Here is a 19,239-nt window from a genome sequence, read left to right on the forward strand (position 1 = left end):
CATATTGATGGAAGGAAGACTCGGGCAATACCACTTAATCAGGCCATTGCAGGCACAGGTGTCTCACCTGAATTTTGCACGGCCCCAGCTTTATCTGGCGCAAGCAACAGATGATCAATCACTGTACGTCATAAAATTTCTATCTGTAACAGCAGGCCAGATTGAGCAGGAATTATTTCTCAACGAAGTTCGGGTCTTGAATGAGTTACGAGAGATAGATTCATCATACTGGTTGCCATTATTGAAAATTGGGCAAGAAGTATTACGTTTAAAATCATCCAGCACGCCGCCTGAATTAGTACGTTATTTGGTTTTGCCCTATATGGAGCAGGGTAATATCAGGGATTTTCTGAGTAGCCAGATTTGCACTTTACAGCAAACAGAACAATTATGGCTGGGCATGCTGGATGCAGTGCTTGCATTGCACAAAAACGGCTGGCTGCATCTGGATTTAAAGCCTTCTAATTTTCTGATTAACGCGCCTTCTAATGTGTATTTGATTGATTTTGCACTTGCTCAACCTGACATTAAATCTCAAGCATCTAATGTTGCTCCGAAAGCAATGGAAGCAACCAGAGGCACACCACGGTATATGAGTCCAGAGCAGTTTCTGGGACAGCAATTGACAGCACAAACCGACTTTTACAGCCTTGGTTTGATTCTTTATGAACTACTGATGCAAAAAAGTTTATATCAAGCAAATGATTATCAAGGTTGGGCCATGCAACATTGTCAGCAGCCTGTGCCATTGCTACCTGAACATTTGGCCAGTTTTCAAATGCTCATAGATGGATTATTGGCTAAGAATCAGCATAATCGCCTGAACGAAGTTACTGAAATCCGGCGACTGGCCCAGCAGGCTTTTCAGGGTGTTCATCATCACCTATAGTGATCACTGCCAACTTGCCGTAGGAATAACCCTTCACAATGTTAAATACACCAATATTACCTGAACCTGTGACACCCTATTATGAAACGGACGATATTGTGATAGGGAGATGGTGGAATCGTTCCATAACACGTCAGGTCAGGTTTTCTGCCGAAGACTATGATGAGTTTTCCAAGAAGTTTCAGCATATGGCAGATGAATTAAAGACATGGCAACAGCAGTATAAGCGTAAGGCAAAAGTGCTTGAGGTTTCCATTTTTGCCCATCCATGGATTTTAAAGCGTATTTTGCAGCAATTTAATACTACATTTAGTGCAGGCCATGGCTACGGTGATTTTAGTCAGAAGGGAACAGTTAAACTGCATTTACAAGATGCTTTTGATGCCTCGGGTACGCATTATTTGCTTTATCAAAATGGTCAAAAATTGCAAATAAATAAAAACTAAGCTTATTTGTGCAATGTTTGAACGTTTGATATTAATAATGCTAGGCAAGAATAAGCTGGTTTGTTATTATCCGTTCACAGAAAAATCATGGGTTTTTCTCTTGCAGGAAGAAAATGCAGTGCATTTTTAATCTTCTCTCAGGGGGCGTGGCGGAATTGGTAGACGCACTGGATTTAGGTTCCAGCGCCGCAAGGTGTAAGAGTTCGAGTCTCTTCGCCCCCACCATTTATATAAAATTGTATACCTCCATATATTTAAATATGGTAGATAAAGGCTTGAATCCAAAGGGTTTAAGCCTTTTTTATTGCCTGTATATACCGTTTTACACCACTATATAACAACTGGTTTTGAGGACAATGAAAAGGACAACCATAAGAGCCACATACTACAACTATAACAACCTGATTACGGCTACAGATGCCCAAATAACCACAAGTCAATAGAGCAGTCATTTTTTTATTATTTCGTCGATGCGCGTACTGTTCCGAAAACAACTTGAGCCTATATCAGTATTCTTTTTTATGGACTCAAAAAACTCCTTATTAGCTGTGTAAACATACTAGATCTCATGCATAAGTCTGGTTTCGACAAGCTCAACCAACGGTGCCTGAGCCTGTCGAAGGCGAGTTGGTACAACTTATGAAAGAAGTCTAATAAATAAAAAACGCCAGCATTTGCCAGCGTTCTTAGAATATTAATAAATTACAGATTAGAAATTAAATTCCATACCTACACCAGCATACATGCGGTCATCAACATTTTTACGGTCATCTGACTGCTGGGCAAGGTAACCATACGCACGGGTTTTGCTGTTAAACATATAGTCAACCATGCCGCCAATCTGGCTCAGTTCAACATCATCACGGCCGCCATCAAAGCTGGTGGTAGATTGATGATACTGTGCTTTTACCGCCCATGGAGTTTCGCCAATAGCGTACGCCGCGCTAACCAGGAAAGAGTTTTCCTTGTCAAAGTTTCTGAATACACCAGCAGCAACCGCTGGAATGGCAGGGGTGGTGCCAGTCGCTGGAATGCCAGGGATTCCTGGAGCAGTCGCCGCGGCAGACAGGTTGGTTGGTTCTGCATTTTGATACATGCCGTTCAAGGTCAGGCCTGCTACATTGGCCATTGCACCCAGATTAAGGCTACCAACCAGACGAATAACATCAGCTTCTGCTTTGGCACTTACTGCATTGAAAGTACTGACTACGTTTTTGTCACCAGCCAGAGCAGCAAATACGCCCATGTCTTTGTTTTCATAAGTCAAGGATGCAGAAATGGCATCGCCCAGGTTCTTGCTTACATCATTACTGTTGGGGTCCAGTTTGTTGTTTTCGCCCTGTTGCAGCATCAGGTTAATGCCAAAACCGTTCAGGGCTTTTGTATCACTTTCAAAGCCAATCACGTTATTAGGGCGGTTCTCACCAGCCATAATTCTGGTAATATCCAGATAATTCATATCATTAAATATATCTACCTTACCCTGAGCCGTTTTCAGGTAAGAGTCAAATTTACCCACTTTAACAGTACCGATGCGGTCATATTTCAAACCAACAAAACGATTGCGTTGGCCCAGATCAGTACCATCACCATCAGTGTTGACTTGCCATTCAACCAAGTAAATTGCTTTTAAATTGTCAGTTAACGTTTCTTCACCCTTAACGCCGATCCGTGAATTGTTAGAATTGATTTCCCATACATTGTCAGTATCGGCTTTGGTAGTTGCACTAAACTTGTCCACGTTATCAAGGGTAACGTGCAGTTTGCCATAAACTGTAGGGGCCGCTTGTACTGCGTTGATGGTCAGGGCAGATACCGCAGTCGCCAGTAACAGTTTTTTCATGTGTCTCTCCAAGATTCCAAGACCCTCAAGGTCAGTTTTGTACATTCATCATTTAGTTATAGGCTAATCAGGTTCTGGATTTACCAGCTTGGCCGTTGCTCGCTAGTATCGGGGGCAAATATTTCAAAATTGTTAAATATGACAGTACAAAAAAAATAAATTATTAAAATTTTTAAGGGGAAAAATTCATTTTTTCATAAAAAATGGAACAGATATTGCTTTAGGTACGAGTAATTTTTAGCGCAATGCTGAGTAAAAAATACCCATAAAACGGCCAACGATGCCCGTAGTCATTACAATGGATTCACTGGCTTGCGGGAGGTCACAATGTTAATTATTCATTGGTAAAATTTAAGTATGACACTGTATTTAAAAGATTTTATGAGCCATAAATCTTAATGGATTTGCTGATGTGATCTAAATTACTAAAGCATACTTTTAGGATAAACCCATAGTCCTTTATTCAGTTTTTTAATAAGCAATGCAAAACTAATTGTTTTGTTACATTTTAAAGACAGTTCACTATATGTGTAACAATTCAGTGACTTGAACCATGTAACGGCTTGTCACTTTTAAAACATACCGCACCATTATTGGGGATATCTGCAATGAAAAAATTACTGTTGGCTGTATTAATCAGTGGAATTGGTTTAAATGCTGCCAGTGCAGCACCCGCATTATATGGCAAGCTGGATCTGTCAGTTGATCGCTTCGACTATGACAGCAGTGCCACCACCAATAACGATAACTGGAAGGTTGATTCCAATATTTCATTCTTTGGCTTAAAGGGTGATGAGAAGCTGACTGATGATTTAAGCGTACTTTATCTGATTGAGTGGCAAATCAATGCGGATGGCGATGGCACTGATCTGGGGCAACGTAATCGTTATTTGGGCTTAAAATCTGACAAGCTGGGTGCACTAAAGATTGGTAAGGTTGACAGCTATGTCAAGCGACTGGCTGGTGGTGTTGACCTGTTTGATAACTATGTGGCCAATGCAGTGGATATTACCGGTACATTGACTGGTGAAAACCGTCTGAACAATACCGTATCGTATGAAACCCCAGTATTAAAAACTGCCAATGGTGATTTTCAGTTTAATGCTCTAATTGCTGCGGGTGAGGATAATAATGATGGTGCATTTGTTGCCAGCGCAGGTGATGCTTCTGGCAAAAATCTTGCCGATGCATGGTCTACCTCGCTGACCTATAAAAATGACAGTGGCGTATCAGCAGGTCTGGGTTATGATAGTGGCGTTGGCAGCCGCTGGTTGGGTCTTTCTGGCTCACCGATTGCGACTGCCAATATTGTGCGTGGAACTGGCGCAGTTAATCTAAAAGAAGTGGGCTTAACCTTAACTGCATTAGTGCAGCGTGCCACTGTAGATAATGCCAATACCACTAGCGCTGCCACCGCAAGCGGTGCAACAGCCGTAACGACAGCAGCATCTATTGCAGCTTTAAATAATGTCGATGATGAATTTGGCTACACGGTAGGAGCCAGCTACAAGATTCCAAATTATGGCAAGGTCTCTGTAAAGGCACAGTATAACCATGCGACCACCAGCTTTAAGCAAATTACCAAAGACTACGATATCGATCAGATCGCAGCTGGTGTTGACTACGCTTTTAATAGCAAGACCCGGGGCTATGGCTTTTTAGCTCAGAACACCAAAAATAACGGCACTGTTGATAATAAAACCCGTTATGCCGGTGTTGGTCTGGAATACAAGTTTTAAGATTCAGTCGTCATAAAATTTGGCAAGTGGTCTGACCGGATTGTGCTTAAGCCCGCCTTGTACGGGTTTAAGTGTTTAAAACGGGTCATTTTTAGGCACAACAAAATAAAAATAATGAAAACACAGGATGTGCTTTGCTTTATGAGGCGTGGGTGAAGTAAAATTGCGCCCCATCAGTAAACGCCATTTGTAGGCTGTAACAGATTGGAATATCAATGACTCACTTTATTTTTGTGACTGGCGGCGTCGTATCCTCACTGGGCAAGGGGATTACCGCAGCATCAGTAGCAACCTTGCTGGAAGCCCGTGGTTTAAGTGTCACCATGATTAAAATGGACCCTTATATCAACGTTGACCCTGGCACAATGAGTCCATTTCAGCATGGCGAAGTGTTTGTGACCGAAGACGGCGCGGAAACCGATCTTGATCTAGGCTACTACGAGCGTTTTTTACGCCGCTCCCGCATGACCAAGAAAAACAACTTTACCAGTGGCCGTATTTATCTGGACGTTTTGCAAAAAGAACGTCGTGGTGACTATCTGGGCGCTACGGTTCAGGTGATTCCGCACATTACCGACAATATCAAAGACCGCATCAAAGCTGGTGGTGAAGGCTACGACGTGGCCATTGTCGAAATCGGTGGTACGGCTGGTGATATCGAGTCACTGCCATTTATGGAAGCGGTGCGCCAGATGCGTGTTGAGCTGGGCAGCCGTCGCTCCATTTTGATGCACCTGACGCTGGTGCCTTATATTGCTTCAGCCGGTGAAACCAAAACCAAGCCCACCCAGCATTCTGTTAAAGAACTGCGCTCCATTGGCTTGCAGCCTGATATTCTGATTTGTCGCTCAGATCATTCCATTAGTGATGACTCACGTCGTAAAATTGCCCTGTTTACTAACGTGGAAGAGCGTGCCGTTATTGTGGCCGAAGATGCCAAAAGCATTTATATGATTCCACGTAACCTGCATAACCAGCAGGTAGATGACCTGATCTGCGAGCGCTTTGGCTTTAATGGCCTGCCAGCTGCTGATTTGTCAGACTGGGATCAGGTGACGGATGCGCTATTAAATCCCGAGCATCAGGTACGTATTGCCATGGTAGGCAAATATGTTGAATTACCAGATGCCTATAAATCCTTAAATGAAGCCTTGCTGCACGCTGGTATTACACATCGTAGCAAGGTGGAAATTATCTATATTGATGCTGAATCTCTGGAAAATGATGATTTAAGCCGTTTGCAAGACGTGGATGCTATTCTGGTGCCTGGTGGATTTGGCGAGCGCGGGACACAAGGTAAGATGAATGCCATCCGCTTTGCCCGTGAAAACAAGGTGCCATATCTGGGCATTTGCCTGGGTATGCAACTGGCAGTAATTGAGTTTGCCCGTAATCAGGCTGGTCTGCCTGAGGCCACATCTACCGAGTTTAACCGTCAGACCAAACAGCCTTTAATTGGTTTAATTACCGAATGGCTGGATGAGCGCGGTGAAATTCAGACGCGTAGCGATGCATCAGATCTTGGTGGCACCATGCGTCTGGGTGCACAAAAAGCCGAACTGGTAGAAGGTAGCCTGATTCGCCAGATTTACGGTCAGGCTGATGTGATTGAACGTCATCGCCATCGTTATGAGATGAATAATCGCTACATCGAGCAGCTTGAAGCTGCGGGCATGAATATTTCCGGTTATTCAGCCGTGCAGCATCTGGTGGAGTCAGTGGAAATTCCAGCGCATCCCTGGTTTGTTGCGTGTCAGTTCCACCCGGAATTCACCAGCTCGCCTCGTGGTGGTCATCCGCTGTTTGCCAGCTTTGTTGGCGCTGCCCTTAAGCATCAGGCACAAAGCCGCGCATAAATTCAATAAAGATAAGGAATACACAGATGACCGAATTAAAAGCAGCACAGTCTGTTGTGAGTCTGGGCGACATTCAAATGGGCAATGATTTGCCGTTTGTCCTGTTCGGTGGCATGAATGTACTGGAATCCAAAGATCTGGCTTTTGAGATTGCAGAAACCTACATTGATATCACCAGACGTCTGGGCATTCCTTATGTGTTTAAGGCCAGCTTCGACAAGGCCAACCGTTCCAGCCTGAATTCATTTCGTGGGCCAGGTCTAGAAAAAGGAATTGAATGGCTGGCTGAAATTAAAAACAAGTTCAATGTACCTATCATCACTGATGTGCATGAACCCTATCAGGCGGCTCCCGTGGCTGAGGTTGCGGATATTATTCAGCTACCTGCCTTTTTAAGCCGCCAGACTGACTTGGTTGAGGCAATGGCCAAAACCAATGCCATTATTAACATTAAAAAGGCTCAATTTTTGGCACCTGCCGAGATGCGCCACATTTTGCACAAGTGTTTGGAAGCTGGAAATGACCGGCTGATTTTATGTGAGCGTGGCTCAAGTTTTGGCTATAACAATCTGGTTGTAGACATGCTGGGCTTTGACACCATGAAAGCCATGAATGTTCCAGTATTTTTTGATGTGACGCATGCCTTGCAAACGCCCGGAGGACGTACTGATTCGGCAGGAGGACGCCGTGCACAGATTACTACGCTTGCTCGCGCAGGCATGGCAACTGGTTTGGCCGGTTTGTTTCTTGAGGCGCATCCAGACCCGGATAAGGCCAAGTGTGATGGGCCTTGTGCCTTGCGTTTGTCCCAGCTTGAACCATTCTTAGCACAGCTCAAGCAGCTAGATGAACTGGTCAAGGGCTTTGCGCCACTGGACACGCACTAATTTTGTAGGATGCCCGATAGTTATGCGGGCATTTTATTGGGGTATGACGCTGGTTTTGAAAAATCAGGTTTTGAAAAATCAAGTTTTGCAGCATCAGGCTTTTTAAGCTGGGCTTTTAGAATAGATATCTGTTAAGGACAGGAGCTTTACATGAGTCAAATTACCGATATTCGCGCCCGTGAGATTCTGGACTCACGCGGTAACCCAACCATTGAAGCTGATGTCATTCTTGACTCAGGCGTGGTAGGTCGTGCCTGTGCGCCAAGTGGTGCCTCAACTGGCTCTCGTGAAGCTCTGGAACTGCGTGATGGCGACAAGGGTCGCTATCTGGGTAAAGGCGTGCGCAATGCCGTTCATAATGTAAATAGTGATATTCGTGACCTGTTGCTAGGCAGTAATGTACGTGACCAGAAAGCACTGGATGACAAACTGATTGCCACTGACAATACCGAAAACAAATCCAAGCTGGGTGCCAATGCCATGCTGGCAGTATCGCTAGCAGCTGCCCGTGCTGCGGCTACTGAGCTAAAACTGCCGTTGTTTCAATATATTGCTAATCTGCGTGGCCAGGCAACCTTGAGCATGCCTGTTCCCATGATGAATATTTTAAATGGTGGCGCACATGCTGATAACACCGTTGATATTCAGGAATTCATGATTGAGCCAGTGGGCTTTAGCAGTTTTGGTGAATCGTTGCGTGCTGGTGCTGAAATTTTCCATGCCTTAAAAAGCGTTTTGAAAAAACAGGGTCTGAACACCGCAGTGGGTGATGAAGGTGGTTTTGCACCCAACCTGCGTAGCAATGAAGAAGCTATTACTGTGATTTTGCAGGCTATTGAGCAAACTGGTTATAAAGCTGGCACTGATATTATGTTGGCGCTGGACTGTGCCGCTACCGAATTTTATAAAAATGGTCAGTATGTGCTGGCAGGTGAAGGCAACAAGGCATTTAGCAGCCAGCAGTTTGCCGACTATCTGGCCGGTTTGGCACGTCAATATCCGATCATCTCCATTGAAGACGGTCTGGATGAATCTGACTGGGACGGCTGGAAATACCTGACTGATATTTGTGGTGACAAAATCCAGCTGGTCGGTGATGACCTGTTTGTAACCAACCCGGCTATTCTGCAAAAGGGTATTGACCAGAAAGTGGCCAATGCCATTTTGATTAAATACAACCAGATCGGTACACTGTCTGAAACGCTGGATGCCATTTATCTGGCCAAAGCCAATGGCTATGCAACCGTCATTTCGCATCGTTCTGGCGAAACCGAAGATTCAACCATTGCTGATCTGGCAGTAGGTACGGCTGCAGGTCAAATCAAAACCGGTTCACTGTGCCGTTCTGATCGTGTGGCCAAGTACAACCAATTGCTGCGTATTGAAGAAATGATTGATGCGCCATATCGTGGCCGTGCCGAATTCAAAGGCCTAGTTTAAAAATTGGGTTTGAGGCGCTGGCCTAACAGACTGGCTAAGTATCAATTTTGATCTTGGCCAGTGATGAGCAGGGAAGTCTGACTTTGAGGTTAGGCTTTCTTATTTAGTAAATCAGGTAAGTTTTATGCTTTCTACGCTCAGCGGTCGCATTGTGTTTGTTGTTGCCATATTACTGCTAGCCTTTTTGCAGTATAAATTGTGGTGGGGTGAAAGCGGCTACTATGACCGTCAGGCGCTTCAGGAGCGTATTGCCTCTTATCAGGTTGAAAACAGCAAACTGGCCGAGCGTAACCGGATTTTAAGTGCAGAGGTTTACGATCTAAAAAGTGGTCTGGAAGCTGTTGAAGAACATGCCCGTCTGGATCTGGGATTGATTAAGCCACGTGAAACTTTTGTGCAGCTAAGTACTATTGATGTCTCCGATTATAAAAAACAAGTTGAAGTTACCGGAGATGACCTGATTACCAATGAAACTGACAAATGTGATAATACCAGCACGATACTGGGCTATTTTACCTGCGGCCGGTAGTGGCAGCCGTTTTGCATCTACTACGCCAAAGCAATACCTAACCCTGATCAATAAAACGGTCATGCAACATAGCGTAGACCGTATTTGCCAGTTGCCTGTTCAAGGCTGCGTGTTGGCGATCAGCGCACATGATGAGACAGCCAAAACCCTGAGTTTTGCAAAGCCTGCATTGCTGCACTGGGTAACAGGTGGAGTAGAGCGCATGGATTCAGTACTGGCTGCCATGCAGTACTTGCAGCAGTTTGCCACTGCGCAAGACTGGGTACTGGTACATGATGTTGCCCGGCCTTGTATTTTGGCAAATGATTTACAGCATTTGCTGGATGAACTAAAAGAAGATACCGTGGGTGGCCTGCTGGCCGTTCCCGTTCGGGATACCTTAAAGCGTGGTAATGCAGGGCAAGTGGTTGAAACGGTGCCACGCGATCATCTTTGGCAATGCCAGACACCGCAAATGTTCCGTTTTGGTCTCTTGCTGGACGCATTACAGCAAGCTAAAACCAAACAACAACTGGTTACTGATGAAGCTGGTGCTATTGAACAGCTTGGCTTGCCAGTAAAGCTGGTAAACGGCAGCAGTACCAATATTAAAATTACCTATCCTGAAGATTTAGGACTGGCTGCTGCCATTTTAAAAGCACAAGCAGAAGAAAGCCTGATTTAGTTTTTAAAAATGCCGATCATAAAAATCTATTTTTGCAGTTCATAAACACCACTAAACCGCAGATTCTTGTTACCGCAAAGCGGGGAGGCTTGCCATACCCGCCATTGTTCCTTGTACTGGCGTAGTTTCAGAATACAGCCAGTATCCAGATCCTTAACCGTTATTTTTTTGGCCTGATTGGCATAGCCGCTAAAATCGGTAGTCTGATTACTCTTGTTGTCCTTGCTATTCCAGAAGGTTTGAGCCAATACGCGGATACGTTTTTCATCCAGGGTTTGCAGTTGCAATAAAGCAAGGTTGGGATCAGGCCGGTTGTCTTTGGTACGAATAAAATAACGTACAAATTCCTGATCAGTTGTATTCAGGTTTTTAATTTCCAGCAAACGCTTCTGATAGGCTTGTTCAATGCAGGCCGTGTTTTTGCATTGATTGCGTGCTTTAGTCCAGCGTTGCTGGGTAAGTTCCAGCATTTGCGCAGGTACTTTGGTTTCATGAGTAGCCTGTTCCAGTTCAGCAAAAAGTTTGTTGTCCAGTTCAGTGAGTTTGGGATTACTACAGGTGGTTTTTTCCACAAAGTTACCGGGATTTTCGCAATCAAGTGGCAGGAATTGTGCAAAGGCCAGTGGTAAAAAAGCGATATTGATAAAGCTACCCGCTAGCCAGCGCCTGCAATTAAAAACAGCCATATGACCTATAACATCCTGCCAGTTTAGTTGGAAAAATTTAGCACAGCCACTTCCAAGATTGCAAAGCACAAACTGTTAGAAAATAGCCAAACTCTTAGGCCATCGCGTATCATGCCTGCAAGATTTGTTATTCTGTTATTTTTTGGGATGAAATATCACATGCTGGATATTCGAATTGGGCAGGGAATAGACGTTCACGCGTTTGAGGACGGTAGTTTTGTGACGCTGGCCGGTGTCAAAATTGCACATACGCATGGCCTAAAAGCACATTCTGATGGGGACGTAGTGCTACACGCATTGGCAGATGCATTGCTGGGTGCATTTGCACTTGGGGACATTGGTCAGCATTTCCCGGATACCGATGAAAACTATAAAGGCGCTGATAGCCGGGTGCTGCTACGTCATGTCTATGATTTAATCAAAAAACAGGGTTTTGAGCTGATTAATGCCGATATTACCGTGGCATGCGAGCGTCCCAAGTTAGCACCGCATAATCTGGCCATGCGTTCTACCATTGCAGCGGATCTGGAAACAACACTGGACCGGATTAGTGTAAAAGCCACCACCACGGAACAGCTTGGTTTTACCGGACGTAAGGAAGGTATTCTGGCCAGTGCAGTTGTATTATTGGGACGCAAATAGTTTTGCTCCGATCTTTAGGGAGCTGGTGTGTTATTGAAGTGAATGCCTAAGGCTTTATCTTTTTTTGAGATAAGTAAATCAAAAATTATGAAAATTCTTTTATCTTAAAAATAGATATCATACTAACCTTAATAGCATTAATGATGAAAAGTGATTGGTTATGCCTGATATTTTCCAGTTTATCTTGGCCGGCATTGTGGTAGGTTTTTGCGTTGGAGTCACAGGCGTGGGGGGCGGCTCATTGATGACGCCTATCCTGATTGGCCTGTTTAAAATAGAGCCACATGTTGCCATTGGTACAGACCTACTGTACGCCGCAATTTCCAAGTTTTGTGGGTCAATGGTTCACGCCAAAAAACTTAATATTGTCTGGCCTATTGTAGGCTGGCTGGCACTGGGCAGTATTCCGGCGTCATTGGGAACCAGTTGGGTGCTGGAACATATCCTGAGCGGTTCAAATCAGTATAAAGCCATATTAACGATGGTACTGGGCTTTATGCTTACCCTTACTGGCATTTCTATTGTTTTTCGTCATCGCATCGAGGCTTTTTTTAAGCGCCGTTCCAAAAGTATAGCCAGCGCTGTTGAGCTGAGCCGTGAGCAAATTGCCCAACTGGTTAGCCGTAAAAAGCTGCAGGTTATTATCATGGGTGTGGTGCTGGGTGTGTTTGTTACCTTGTCGTCCGTTGGGGCAGGTGCATTTGGGGTTATGGCGCTGATCCTGATGTTTGCCAATTTGCCCATGATCCGCATTATCGGTTCAGATGTAGTGCACGCCGTAGCGCTCACGCTGGTGGCTGGACTTAGCCACATGAGTGCCGGCAATGTGGATTTTCATTTACTGGGCTGGCTGCTGGTAGGTTCCATTCCAGCCATTATTGTTGGCACATTGGTGAGCTCGCGCATGCCAGAGCACCTGATTCGCCGGGTTCTGGGGATTACCTTGTTGCTGTTGGGTATTAATTTTATGATTAATCCGGTCAAGGCCAAGCCTGCTGCACCGAAGCCACAACAACACGCCCAACTGATCGTATCGACCAGTAATGTTAAAGCTTAATTGGCCTCCTTCCATCGCTTAAATTGTTAATTAACCGATGGACTTTATTGATAACTGCAATGAATTTTTTTAAAGATTTACTTGCAGTTATTGATTACAGGCCCCATCCTATAAGCCTTAAATTGATTTAATGTCTGTGGTGAGCGTGTTGTGAACGCAATGAATAATATGGTTAATAATTCAGGTTCCGGTGAACAGGTCGAGAATATCAATATTGCGGCGATTCAGCCATTGATTACTCCTGCACAGTTAAAGGCTGAACTGCCGTTAAGTGATACTGCAAAAACGGTGGTGCTGCAAGGCCGCCAGACCATCCGCAATATTCTGGATGGCAAGGACAATCGCCTGTTTGTGGTCATTGGCCCATGCTCAATCCATGATCCTGTGGCTGCGCATGACTATGCAGATCGCCTTAAAGCCCTGAGCGAAAAAGTAAAAGACACTTTATATATTGTGATGCGGGTTTATTTTGAAAAGCCGCGTACCACTGTGGGCTGGAAAGGGTTGATCAATGACCCTGACATGAATGATTCCTTTGATATTGAAAAAGGCCTGCGCATTGGCCGCAAGCTGCTGCTGGAGCTTAATGAAAAGGGTCTGCCTTGTGCCACTGAAGCGCTTGATCCCAATTCACCACAGTACCTGCAAGACCTGATTAGCTGGTCGGCGATTGGTGCGCGCACTACCGAAAGCCAGACGCATCGTGAGATGTCATCAGGTTTGTCTTCTCCAGTTGGTTTTAAAAACGGGACTGATGGCGGCCTAACCGTAGCCATTAACGCTATGCAGGCCGTGCAATCCGGGCACAGTTTTCTCGGCCTAAATGAAGATGGTCAGGTTGCAGTGATTCGCACCAATGGCAATCCATACGGCCATGTGGTATTGCGTGGTGGTAACGGTAAGCCGAATTATGATGCAACTGCCGTGACCCAGACTGAGGCAGCTTTAACTAAAGCCAAGGTTAGCGGCAAGATCATGATTGATGCCAGCCATGCCAACAGCAACAAAGATCCATTCCTGCAACCGCTGGTACTGGAAAATGTGACCCAGCAGATTGTTGATGGGAATCAGTCGATTGTTGGCTTGATGGTAGAAAGTCATATCAAGGGTGGGCGTCAGGATATTCCTGCCGATTTAAGCCAGCTTGAATATGGCAAATCCGTTACTGATGGCTGCATTGATTGGCAAACTACCGAAGACACCTTGGTGAAAATGCATGAAGCCCTAAAGGATGTGCTGCCAAAACGCGGCTAATTCTAAAATAGTGCTATCAAAAGCCCACCGGATTAAATATGAAGGTGGGTTTTTTTTGATTTAAAATAAATAACTTAGAATTAATAAAAGCAGGATCTAAAAAATATGGAAACATTAAATGATCAAGCTGGGTTTGTGGCAGGTACATTAGTACATAGCGATCAAGGTTTGGTTGCTATTGAGCAGCTTAAAGTGGGTGACAGGATCTTATCTAAAGCCACTGATAGCAGTGGTGAGCTGATGTATAAAGCGGTAACCAAAACAATTACAACTGAGCATGTGCCGATATTTTTACTGGAGTTTGAACCGTATGTTGATCCGGCTTTACCTATCAATGAACGGATTAACCTAAGACGCGCCTTAAAGAAACAATTGCAACCTGCGCCTTTATTAGTCACGGCTAATCATCCATTCTGGACTACTACAAAGGGTTGGATAAGTACTGAATCATTAACAACTCAAGATCCAATGATTACCAAAGATGGTAGATACGCTATTACCCTTGGAGGTGGGGGATTTAATCATAAGTATAAAGGAGTCACTCCACTGCTAAAAACCAATAAAGCAGGTTTTGGTTATATTGTAGATTACAGTGATGAAACTGGACAATCAGGAGGGCGTTTCATTGATTTAATTACAGGCGAGAGAGATTATAGTGAGCTTGCTTATAAACCAATAATAAATAAACTCTGGATAAGCGACCAAGAATGGAAGCAGCGATTATTAGCCCAAACGCCAGAAGAACACGGCGAGCATGCCGAGTTTTATGGTTTTAGACAGGGTAATTGGCGAGACCCGGATACCGTAGAATGGAGTGAGGGTGAAGGGCCTTTAACCATGACGGTCTATAATATCGAAGTAGAAGGTATGCATACTTATTTTGTGGGTGAGGCAGGTATCTGGGTAAAATCTTATATTTAAATCTTCATTAAAAATGTTAAAAGAAAAGCCCCACAAATAATGCAGGGCTTTTTTATAGCTTAATCAGCAGTTTTTGTTAACAGCTCATGGCTTTTCAACAATCGCCACAACACCCTGACCACCTGCTGCACAAATCGAAATCAGCGCACGGCCTGAACCTTTTTCGTTCAACAATTTAGCCGCAGTGGCAATAATACGTCCGCCAGTGGCTGCAAAGGGATGACCCGCCGCCAAAGATGAACCATTGACGTTCAGCTTGCTACGATCAATTGAACCTAGTGGCTTATCCAAACCTAAACGCTCTTTGCAGAAAGTTGGGTCTTCCCATGCTTTCAGGGTAGACAATACCTGAGACGCAAATGCTTCATGGATTTCGTAGAAGTCAAAGTCTTGCAGGGTTAAGCCAGCGCGCTCCAGCATACGTGGAACAGCATAAGCAGGCGCCATCAGCAAGCCTTCTTTTTTGCCTACAAAGTCAACTGCCGCAGTTTCAGAGAAGCTCAGGTAAGCCAGCACTTCATGGCCATTGGCTTTGGCCCATTCTTCAGAAGCCAGCAGTACTACAGAAGCACCATCGGTTAATGGGGTAGAGTTACCCGCAGTCATGGTGGCGTTTTCGCCTTTGCCAAATACAGGTTTCAGCTTGGCCAGTTTTTCAACCGAACTGTCTGGACGCAGGTTGTTGTCACGGGTTAAGCCCATGAATGGAGTGATCAGGTCATCAAAGAAACCACGCTCATAGGCAGCTGCCATTTTCTGGTGACTAGCCGCTGCCAGCGCATCCTGATCTTCACGGGCAATGTTCCATTCCAGCGCAGTAATCGCCTGATGGTCGCCCATGGATAGGCCAGTGCGTGGCTCGCCATTTTTAGGCGCATCCAGCAAGTCTTTTACGTTGATTTTGCTTAAGGCCTTGAGGCGGTCTTTACCAGTTTTGGCAATGTTCAGCTCAAGGAATACTTTACGCAAGCCATCACCAAACGCGATTGGCGCATCAGATGTGGTATCCACACCGCCCGCAACACCGACTTCAATCTGGCCCAGTGCAATTTTGTTGGCAACCAGAAAGGCAGCCTGCAAGCCAGTACCACACGCTTGCTGAATGTCATACGCTGGGGTTTCTGGCGCTAGTGCAGTGTTTAATACACACTCGCGGGTCATGTTGAAGTCACGGCTATGCTTGAGTACGGCACCAGCAACCACTTCGCCTAAACGCTGGCCTTGCAGGTTAAAACGTTCAACCAGACCATTCAGTGCAGCGGTGAACATATCAATATTGGAAGCAGTGAAATATGGGCCATTTGAACGGGCAAATGGAATACGGTTGCCGCCGATAATGGCAACGCGACGAACAGAAGCAGCTTGTTTGCTCATGGATGAGTCCTGTTTTTGGGTGGAAGTGTTGGCAGTTTTTTTGGTAGCACTGCGCTTGGTCGCATTGCTATTGCTTGCACTGCTTTTAGTTGCATTGCTTTTTGTTGCATTGGCACGACGGGTTGTCGTCGCTGAAGATGCTGTACCGCTGGTAGAGGAACGCGGGGCACGTGTTGATGCACGTTTGGCAGCAGGTTTGGGCGTACTGGAAATGGTACTGGCCTTGGCTGCGGTTTCCCCGGTGTTGCTCGATTCGGGTTGGTCTTTTGAGGATTGACTCATAAGTGCCCCAAAACAATGAATTGAGAGGGGCTAACCTTAACATAAAGTTGCTGCAAAGTATTGACTGCAATGCCCACCAGTTTTGCCTAAAAGTCAAATATCTAGCTGGCAATCTTGGGTAGCATAGACCCAAGTTATTTTGTATAGACAGCTTGCCTGGGCAATGCAGTTGTATATTTAACATGCTGGAACAGCCTGCAGACACGCAAAGTCAGTGAAAAACCACATGTTATGCATTGCAATTACTGTAGTGATGTCCTACTGTTTATACCATTTTAGATGGCCGCTCAAGGATGGAGTACGCTGTTTTTATTCAGGTTATGCACTTTTGAGATGAGAGATAAATCATGAGCGATCGTTATCAGGCATTTGCCAATTCTGCTTTAGGTAAACTGGTTATCAAGAATCTGGGTCTGCCAGCCCCGATTGAACTGGATCGTTATGAGCCGGGCAAGCCACTGGTTAATGGTGCTGTATTGTTTGGTGCAGCGCCGGATAGCACCCTGTCTGCGGCAATCAGTGATGCACTGGCTAGCATTCATGCCGATACATATGCCGGTGACAATGCCCAGCTCCAGCAAGTGGCTGCCAAATCTGGCCTGAACCTGCGTGCCTTTAACAGTGGTGACAAGGAATCACGCTTCAAGGCATTTGTTTTTGATGCCTCTGGCATTGCAAATTCTGAACAACTGGTTGAACTGTATAATTTCTTTCATCCGGTTGCGCGCCAGTTAATGCCATCTGGCCGCGTGATTATCGTTGGCCGTGCGCCAGAAGCGGCAGGTAGCGTCAAAGCAGCAACTGCCCAGCGTGCACTGGAAGGCTTTGTAAAGTCAGTTGGCAAAGAATTCAAAAAAGGTGTTGCGGCCCAACTGGTTTATGTTGGTAAAGGTGCCGAGAAAAACCTTGAATCCACACTGCGCTTTTTGATTTCTCCAAAATCTGCTTATGTTTCTGGTCAGGTTATCAATATCAGCAAGGCTGCAACCGTGAATGTTGACTGGAGCATGCCTTTATCTGGCAAAACCGTACTGGTTACTGGCGCAAGTCGCGGCATTGGTGAGGCCATTGCACGTACCATGGCACGTGATGGCGCGCATGTGATTTGTCTGGATATTCCAGCGCAGGATGCCGACCTGCAACGTGTTGCGGGTGAAATTGGCGGTAGCGTACTGGCACTGGACATTACAGCTGAAGATGCTGCCCAGAAAATCAAGGAATTTTCAGCAGGCAAAGGCGGTCTGGACGTGATTGTTCACAACGCCGGCGTAACCCGCGACAAGACTTTGGCCAACATGAAAGAAAACCTGTGGGACATGGTGCTGAATATTAATTTAAGTGCTGCTGAGCGCATTAATGACTACCTGCTGGAAAACGATGGCTTGAATGCCAATGGTCGCATTATTTGTGTGTCTTCCATTAGCGGTATTGCCGGTAATTTGGGTCAAACCAACTATGCAGCATCTAAAGCTGGCGTGATCGGCCTAGTGAAATTTACGGCGCCTGTACTGAAAAACGGCATTACCATTAATGCGGTTGCACCGGGTTTCATTGAAACGCAAATGACTGCCGCCATTCCTTTGGCAATTCGTGAAGCAGGCCGTCGCATGAACTCCATGCAACAGGGTGGTCAGCCAGTTGATGTAGCAGAAGCGATTGCCTGGTTTGCCAATCCAGCCTCTACTGGCGTAAATGGCAACGTGGTACGCGTGTGCGGACAAAGTTTGCTGGGTGCTTAATCCAGCGCTTTCTAGCGGGGTGCTTTGGGCGCCCCGTTTGTCTTTATAGCCAGCTATATTTACTGATGTTAATTGATATTTTGAGGAAACCAGCATGAGCATCCGCCATTTTGATGCATTGCCCAAGCCCTATAAGGCTTATGGTAAAGTGATTTTATCCCTGATCAAAAAACCCAAGGTTAAAACCAAGACCTTGCCACAGGCGGAATATATTGTTGACCGCCTGAATATTGATGAAAAACACTTAAAAGCCTATAACGATATTTGCACCTTTAAAAATGACGGCACTGTGCCTGCCATGTATCTGGCGGTATTGGCGCAATCATTACAAATGAGCATGATGACGGAAGAACCGTTTCCTTTTGCCTTGCTGGGCATGGTGCATATTCGCAATGTGGTCCGCCAGACCCGCAAAATAATAGTGGATGAAGTTTTAACATTGTCCTGCAAATTTGGCGAACTGCGTCCCCATGATAAAGGTCAGCAGTTTGACTTTATCACTGCTGCCAGCGTCAATGGCGAGCAGGTATATAGCGGTGTTACAACCTATCTGGTGCGTGGCAAAGCAATAACTGCCAAGTCTGATAAGCCTAAGGAAACTTCCAAGCAGGAATACCAGACCAAACAGGACTGGAGCATTCCAGAAAATATTGGCCGCCGTTATGCTGCCATTTCTGGTGACGTGAACCTGATCCATATTCATGAATATACTGCCAAGGCTTTTGGGTTTAAGCGTGCGATTGCGCATGGCATGTGGACCAAGGCTCGCTCGCTGGCTGCATTGGGCGATTTGCCGGATGCCTATGAAGCCGACGTGCAATTTAAGTTGCCAGTATTTATTCCGACCAAGGTAAGCTTGCAGAGTGTTAATGATTCCAATATTCGATTTGAATTGCATGATACCAAGACAGGTAAACCACACTTAAGTGGCCAAGTGATTGCACAATAATCCGTTGCGCTGCATAGCTTAACAACTTAGACCCTAATATAA

The 19,239-nt window shown here is 45.4% G+C and carries 16 protein-coding genes, 1 tRNA gene and 1 pseudogene; 15 read left to right on the top strand and 3 right to left on the bottom strand.

Annotated features, from left to right (window positions below; all coding sequences use genetic code 11):
* The first annotated feature begins 7 nt into the window (after window positions 1-7).
* The 3 genes from E2B99_RS06225 (at window position 8) to E2B99_RS06235 (ending at window position 1,560) form a co-directional block, all read left to right on the top strand.
* Window positions 8-889 carry a serine/threonine-protein kinase gene (locus tag E2B99_RS06225; RefSeq protein WP_134244083.1) on the top strand — a complete coding sequence of 294 codons (882 nt, stop codon included), beginning with the start codon at window positions 8-10 and terminating at the stop codon, window positions 887-889.
* 38 nt (window positions 890-927) lie between these two features.
* A complete protein-coding gene (locus tag E2B99_RS06230; protein WP_134244084.1) occupies window positions 928-1,335 on the top strand; it encodes a hypothetical protein in 408 nt (135 codons plus the stop codon).
* A 140-nt stretch (window positions 1,336-1,475) separates the two neighbouring features.
* Window positions 1,476-1,560, top strand: a tRNA-Leu gene (locus E2B99_RS06235).
* Window positions 1,561-2,044: 484 nt separating this feature from the next.
* Here the strand turns inward: E2B99_RS06235 and E2B99_RS06240 are convergent.
* The gene (locus E2B99_RS06240; RefSeq protein ID WP_134244085.1) at window positions 2,045-3,178 is read right to left on the bottom strand and encodes a porin; all 1,134 of its coding nucleotides are present in this window, start codon (window positions 3,176-3,178) and stop codon (window positions 2,045-2,047) included.
* Window positions 3,179-3,786: 608 nt separating this feature from the next.
* Between E2B99_RS06240 and E2B99_RS06245 the strand changes: the two genes are divergently transcribed.
* The 6 genes from E2B99_RS06245 (at window position 3,787) to ispD (ending at window position 10,293) form a co-directional block, all read left to right on the top strand.
* On the top strand, window positions 3,787-4,917 hold the full coding sequence (locus E2B99_RS06245) for a porin (RefSeq protein WP_134244086.1): 1,131 nt from the start codon (window positions 3,787-3,789) through the stop codon (window positions 4,915-4,917).
* 215 nt (window positions 4,918-5,132) lie between these two features.
* Window positions 5,133-6,773 (top strand): CTP synthase, encoded by a 1,641-nt coding sequence (locus tag E2B99_RS06250; protein ID WP_134244087.1) that lies wholly within the window; start codon window positions 5,133-5,135, stop codon window positions 6,771-6,773.
* Window positions 6,774-6,799: 26 nt separating this feature from the next.
* Window positions 6,800-7,660, top strand: a complete 861-nt coding sequence (gene kdsA, locus E2B99_RS06255) for a 3-deoxy-8-phosphooctulonate synthase (RefSeq protein ID WP_134244088.1) — start codon at window positions 6,800-6,802, stop codon at window positions 7,658-7,660.
* Between the two features lie 150 nt (window positions 7,661-7,810).
* Complete coding sequence (gene eno, locus E2B99_RS06260) at window positions 7,811-9,100, top strand: phosphopyruvate hydratase (protein WP_026470410.1); 1,290 nt, start codon at window positions 7,811-7,813, stop codon at window positions 9,098-9,100.
* Between the two features lie 124 nt (window positions 9,101-9,224).
* Window positions 9,225-9,629 carry a septum formation initiator family protein gene (locus tag E2B99_RS06265; RefSeq protein WP_134244089.1) on the top strand — a complete coding sequence of 135 codons (405 nt, stop codon included), beginning with the start codon at window positions 9,225-9,227 and terminating at the stop codon, window positions 9,627-9,629.
* A complete protein-coding gene (gene ispD / locus E2B99_RS06270; RefSeq protein ID WP_134244090.1) occupies window positions 9,568-10,293 on the top strand; it encodes a 2-C-methyl-D-erythritol 4-phosphate cytidylyltransferase in 726 nt (241 codons plus the stop codon). Before E2B99_RS06265 ends, ispD begins: the two co-directional genes overlap by 62 nt.
* 26 nt (window positions 10,294-10,319) lie before the next feature.
* Here ispD and E2B99_RS06275 read toward each other — a convergent pair whose 3' ends face one another.
* Window positions 10,320-10,979 (bottom strand): lysozyme inhibitor LprI family protein, encoded by a 660-nt coding sequence (locus E2B99_RS06275; RefSeq protein ID WP_134244091.1) that lies wholly within the window; start codon window positions 10,977-10,979, stop codon window positions 10,320-10,322.
* A gap of 159 nt (window positions 10,980-11,138) precedes the next feature.
* On the opposite strand from E2B99_RS06275, the gene ispF reads away from it, so the two are divergent.
* The 4 genes from ispF (at window position 11,139) to E2B99_RS06295 (ending at window position 14,853) form a co-directional block, all read left to right on the top strand.
* On the top strand, window positions 11,139-11,621 hold the full coding sequence (ispF, locus tag E2B99_RS06280) for a 2-C-methyl-D-erythritol 2,4-cyclodiphosphate synthase (protein ID WP_134244092.1): 483 nt from the start codon (window positions 11,139-11,141) through the stop codon (window positions 11,619-11,621).
* 160 nt (window positions 11,622-11,781) lie between these two features.
* Window positions 11,782-12,678, top strand: coding sequence for a sulfite exporter TauE/SafE family protein (locus E2B99_RS06285; RefSeq protein WP_134244093.1), 897 nt, complete (start codon window positions 11,782-11,784; stop codon window positions 12,676-12,678).
* Between the two features lie 159 nt (window positions 12,679-12,837).
* Complete coding sequence (locus E2B99_RS06290) at window positions 12,838-13,932, top strand: 3-deoxy-7-phosphoheptulonate synthase (RefSeq protein WP_134244094.1); 1,095 nt, start codon at window positions 12,838-12,840, stop codon at window positions 13,930-13,932.
* A gap of 105 nt (window positions 13,933-14,037) precedes the next feature.
* Window positions 14,038-14,853, top strand: coding sequence for a hypothetical protein (locus E2B99_RS06295; RefSeq protein WP_134244095.1), 816 nt, complete (start codon window positions 14,038-14,040; stop codon window positions 14,851-14,853).
* Between the two features lie 84 nt (window positions 14,854-14,937).
* Here the strand turns inward: E2B99_RS06295 and E2B99_RS06300 are convergent.
* Window positions 14,938-16,356 (bottom strand): annotated as a pseudogene (locus E2B99_RS06300) (acetyl-CoA C-acetyltransferase); the annotation flags it as partial.
* Window positions 16,357-16,856: 500 nt separating this feature from the next.
* Between E2B99_RS06300 and E2B99_RS06305 the strand changes: the two are divergent.
* A complete protein-coding gene (locus E2B99_RS06305; protein ID WP_134244097.1) occupies window positions 16,857-18,248 on the top strand; it encodes a 3-oxoacyl-ACP reductase in 1,392 nt (463 codons plus the stop codon).
* Window positions 18,249-18,342: 94 nt separating this feature from the next.
* Window positions 18,343-19,197: a MaoC family dehydratase gene (locus E2B99_RS06310; RefSeq protein WP_134244098.1), complete on the top strand. Its 855-nt coding sequence runs from the start codon at window positions 18,343-18,345 to the stop codon at window positions 19,195-19,197.
* Window positions 19,198-19,239 lie beyond the last annotated feature (42 nt).

The organism is Alkanindiges illinoisensis, from assembly GCF_004377485.1.
Taxonomy (GTDB): domain Bacteria; phylum Pseudomonadota; class Gammaproteobacteria; order Pseudomonadales; family Moraxellaceae; genus Alkanindiges; species Alkanindiges illinoisensis_A.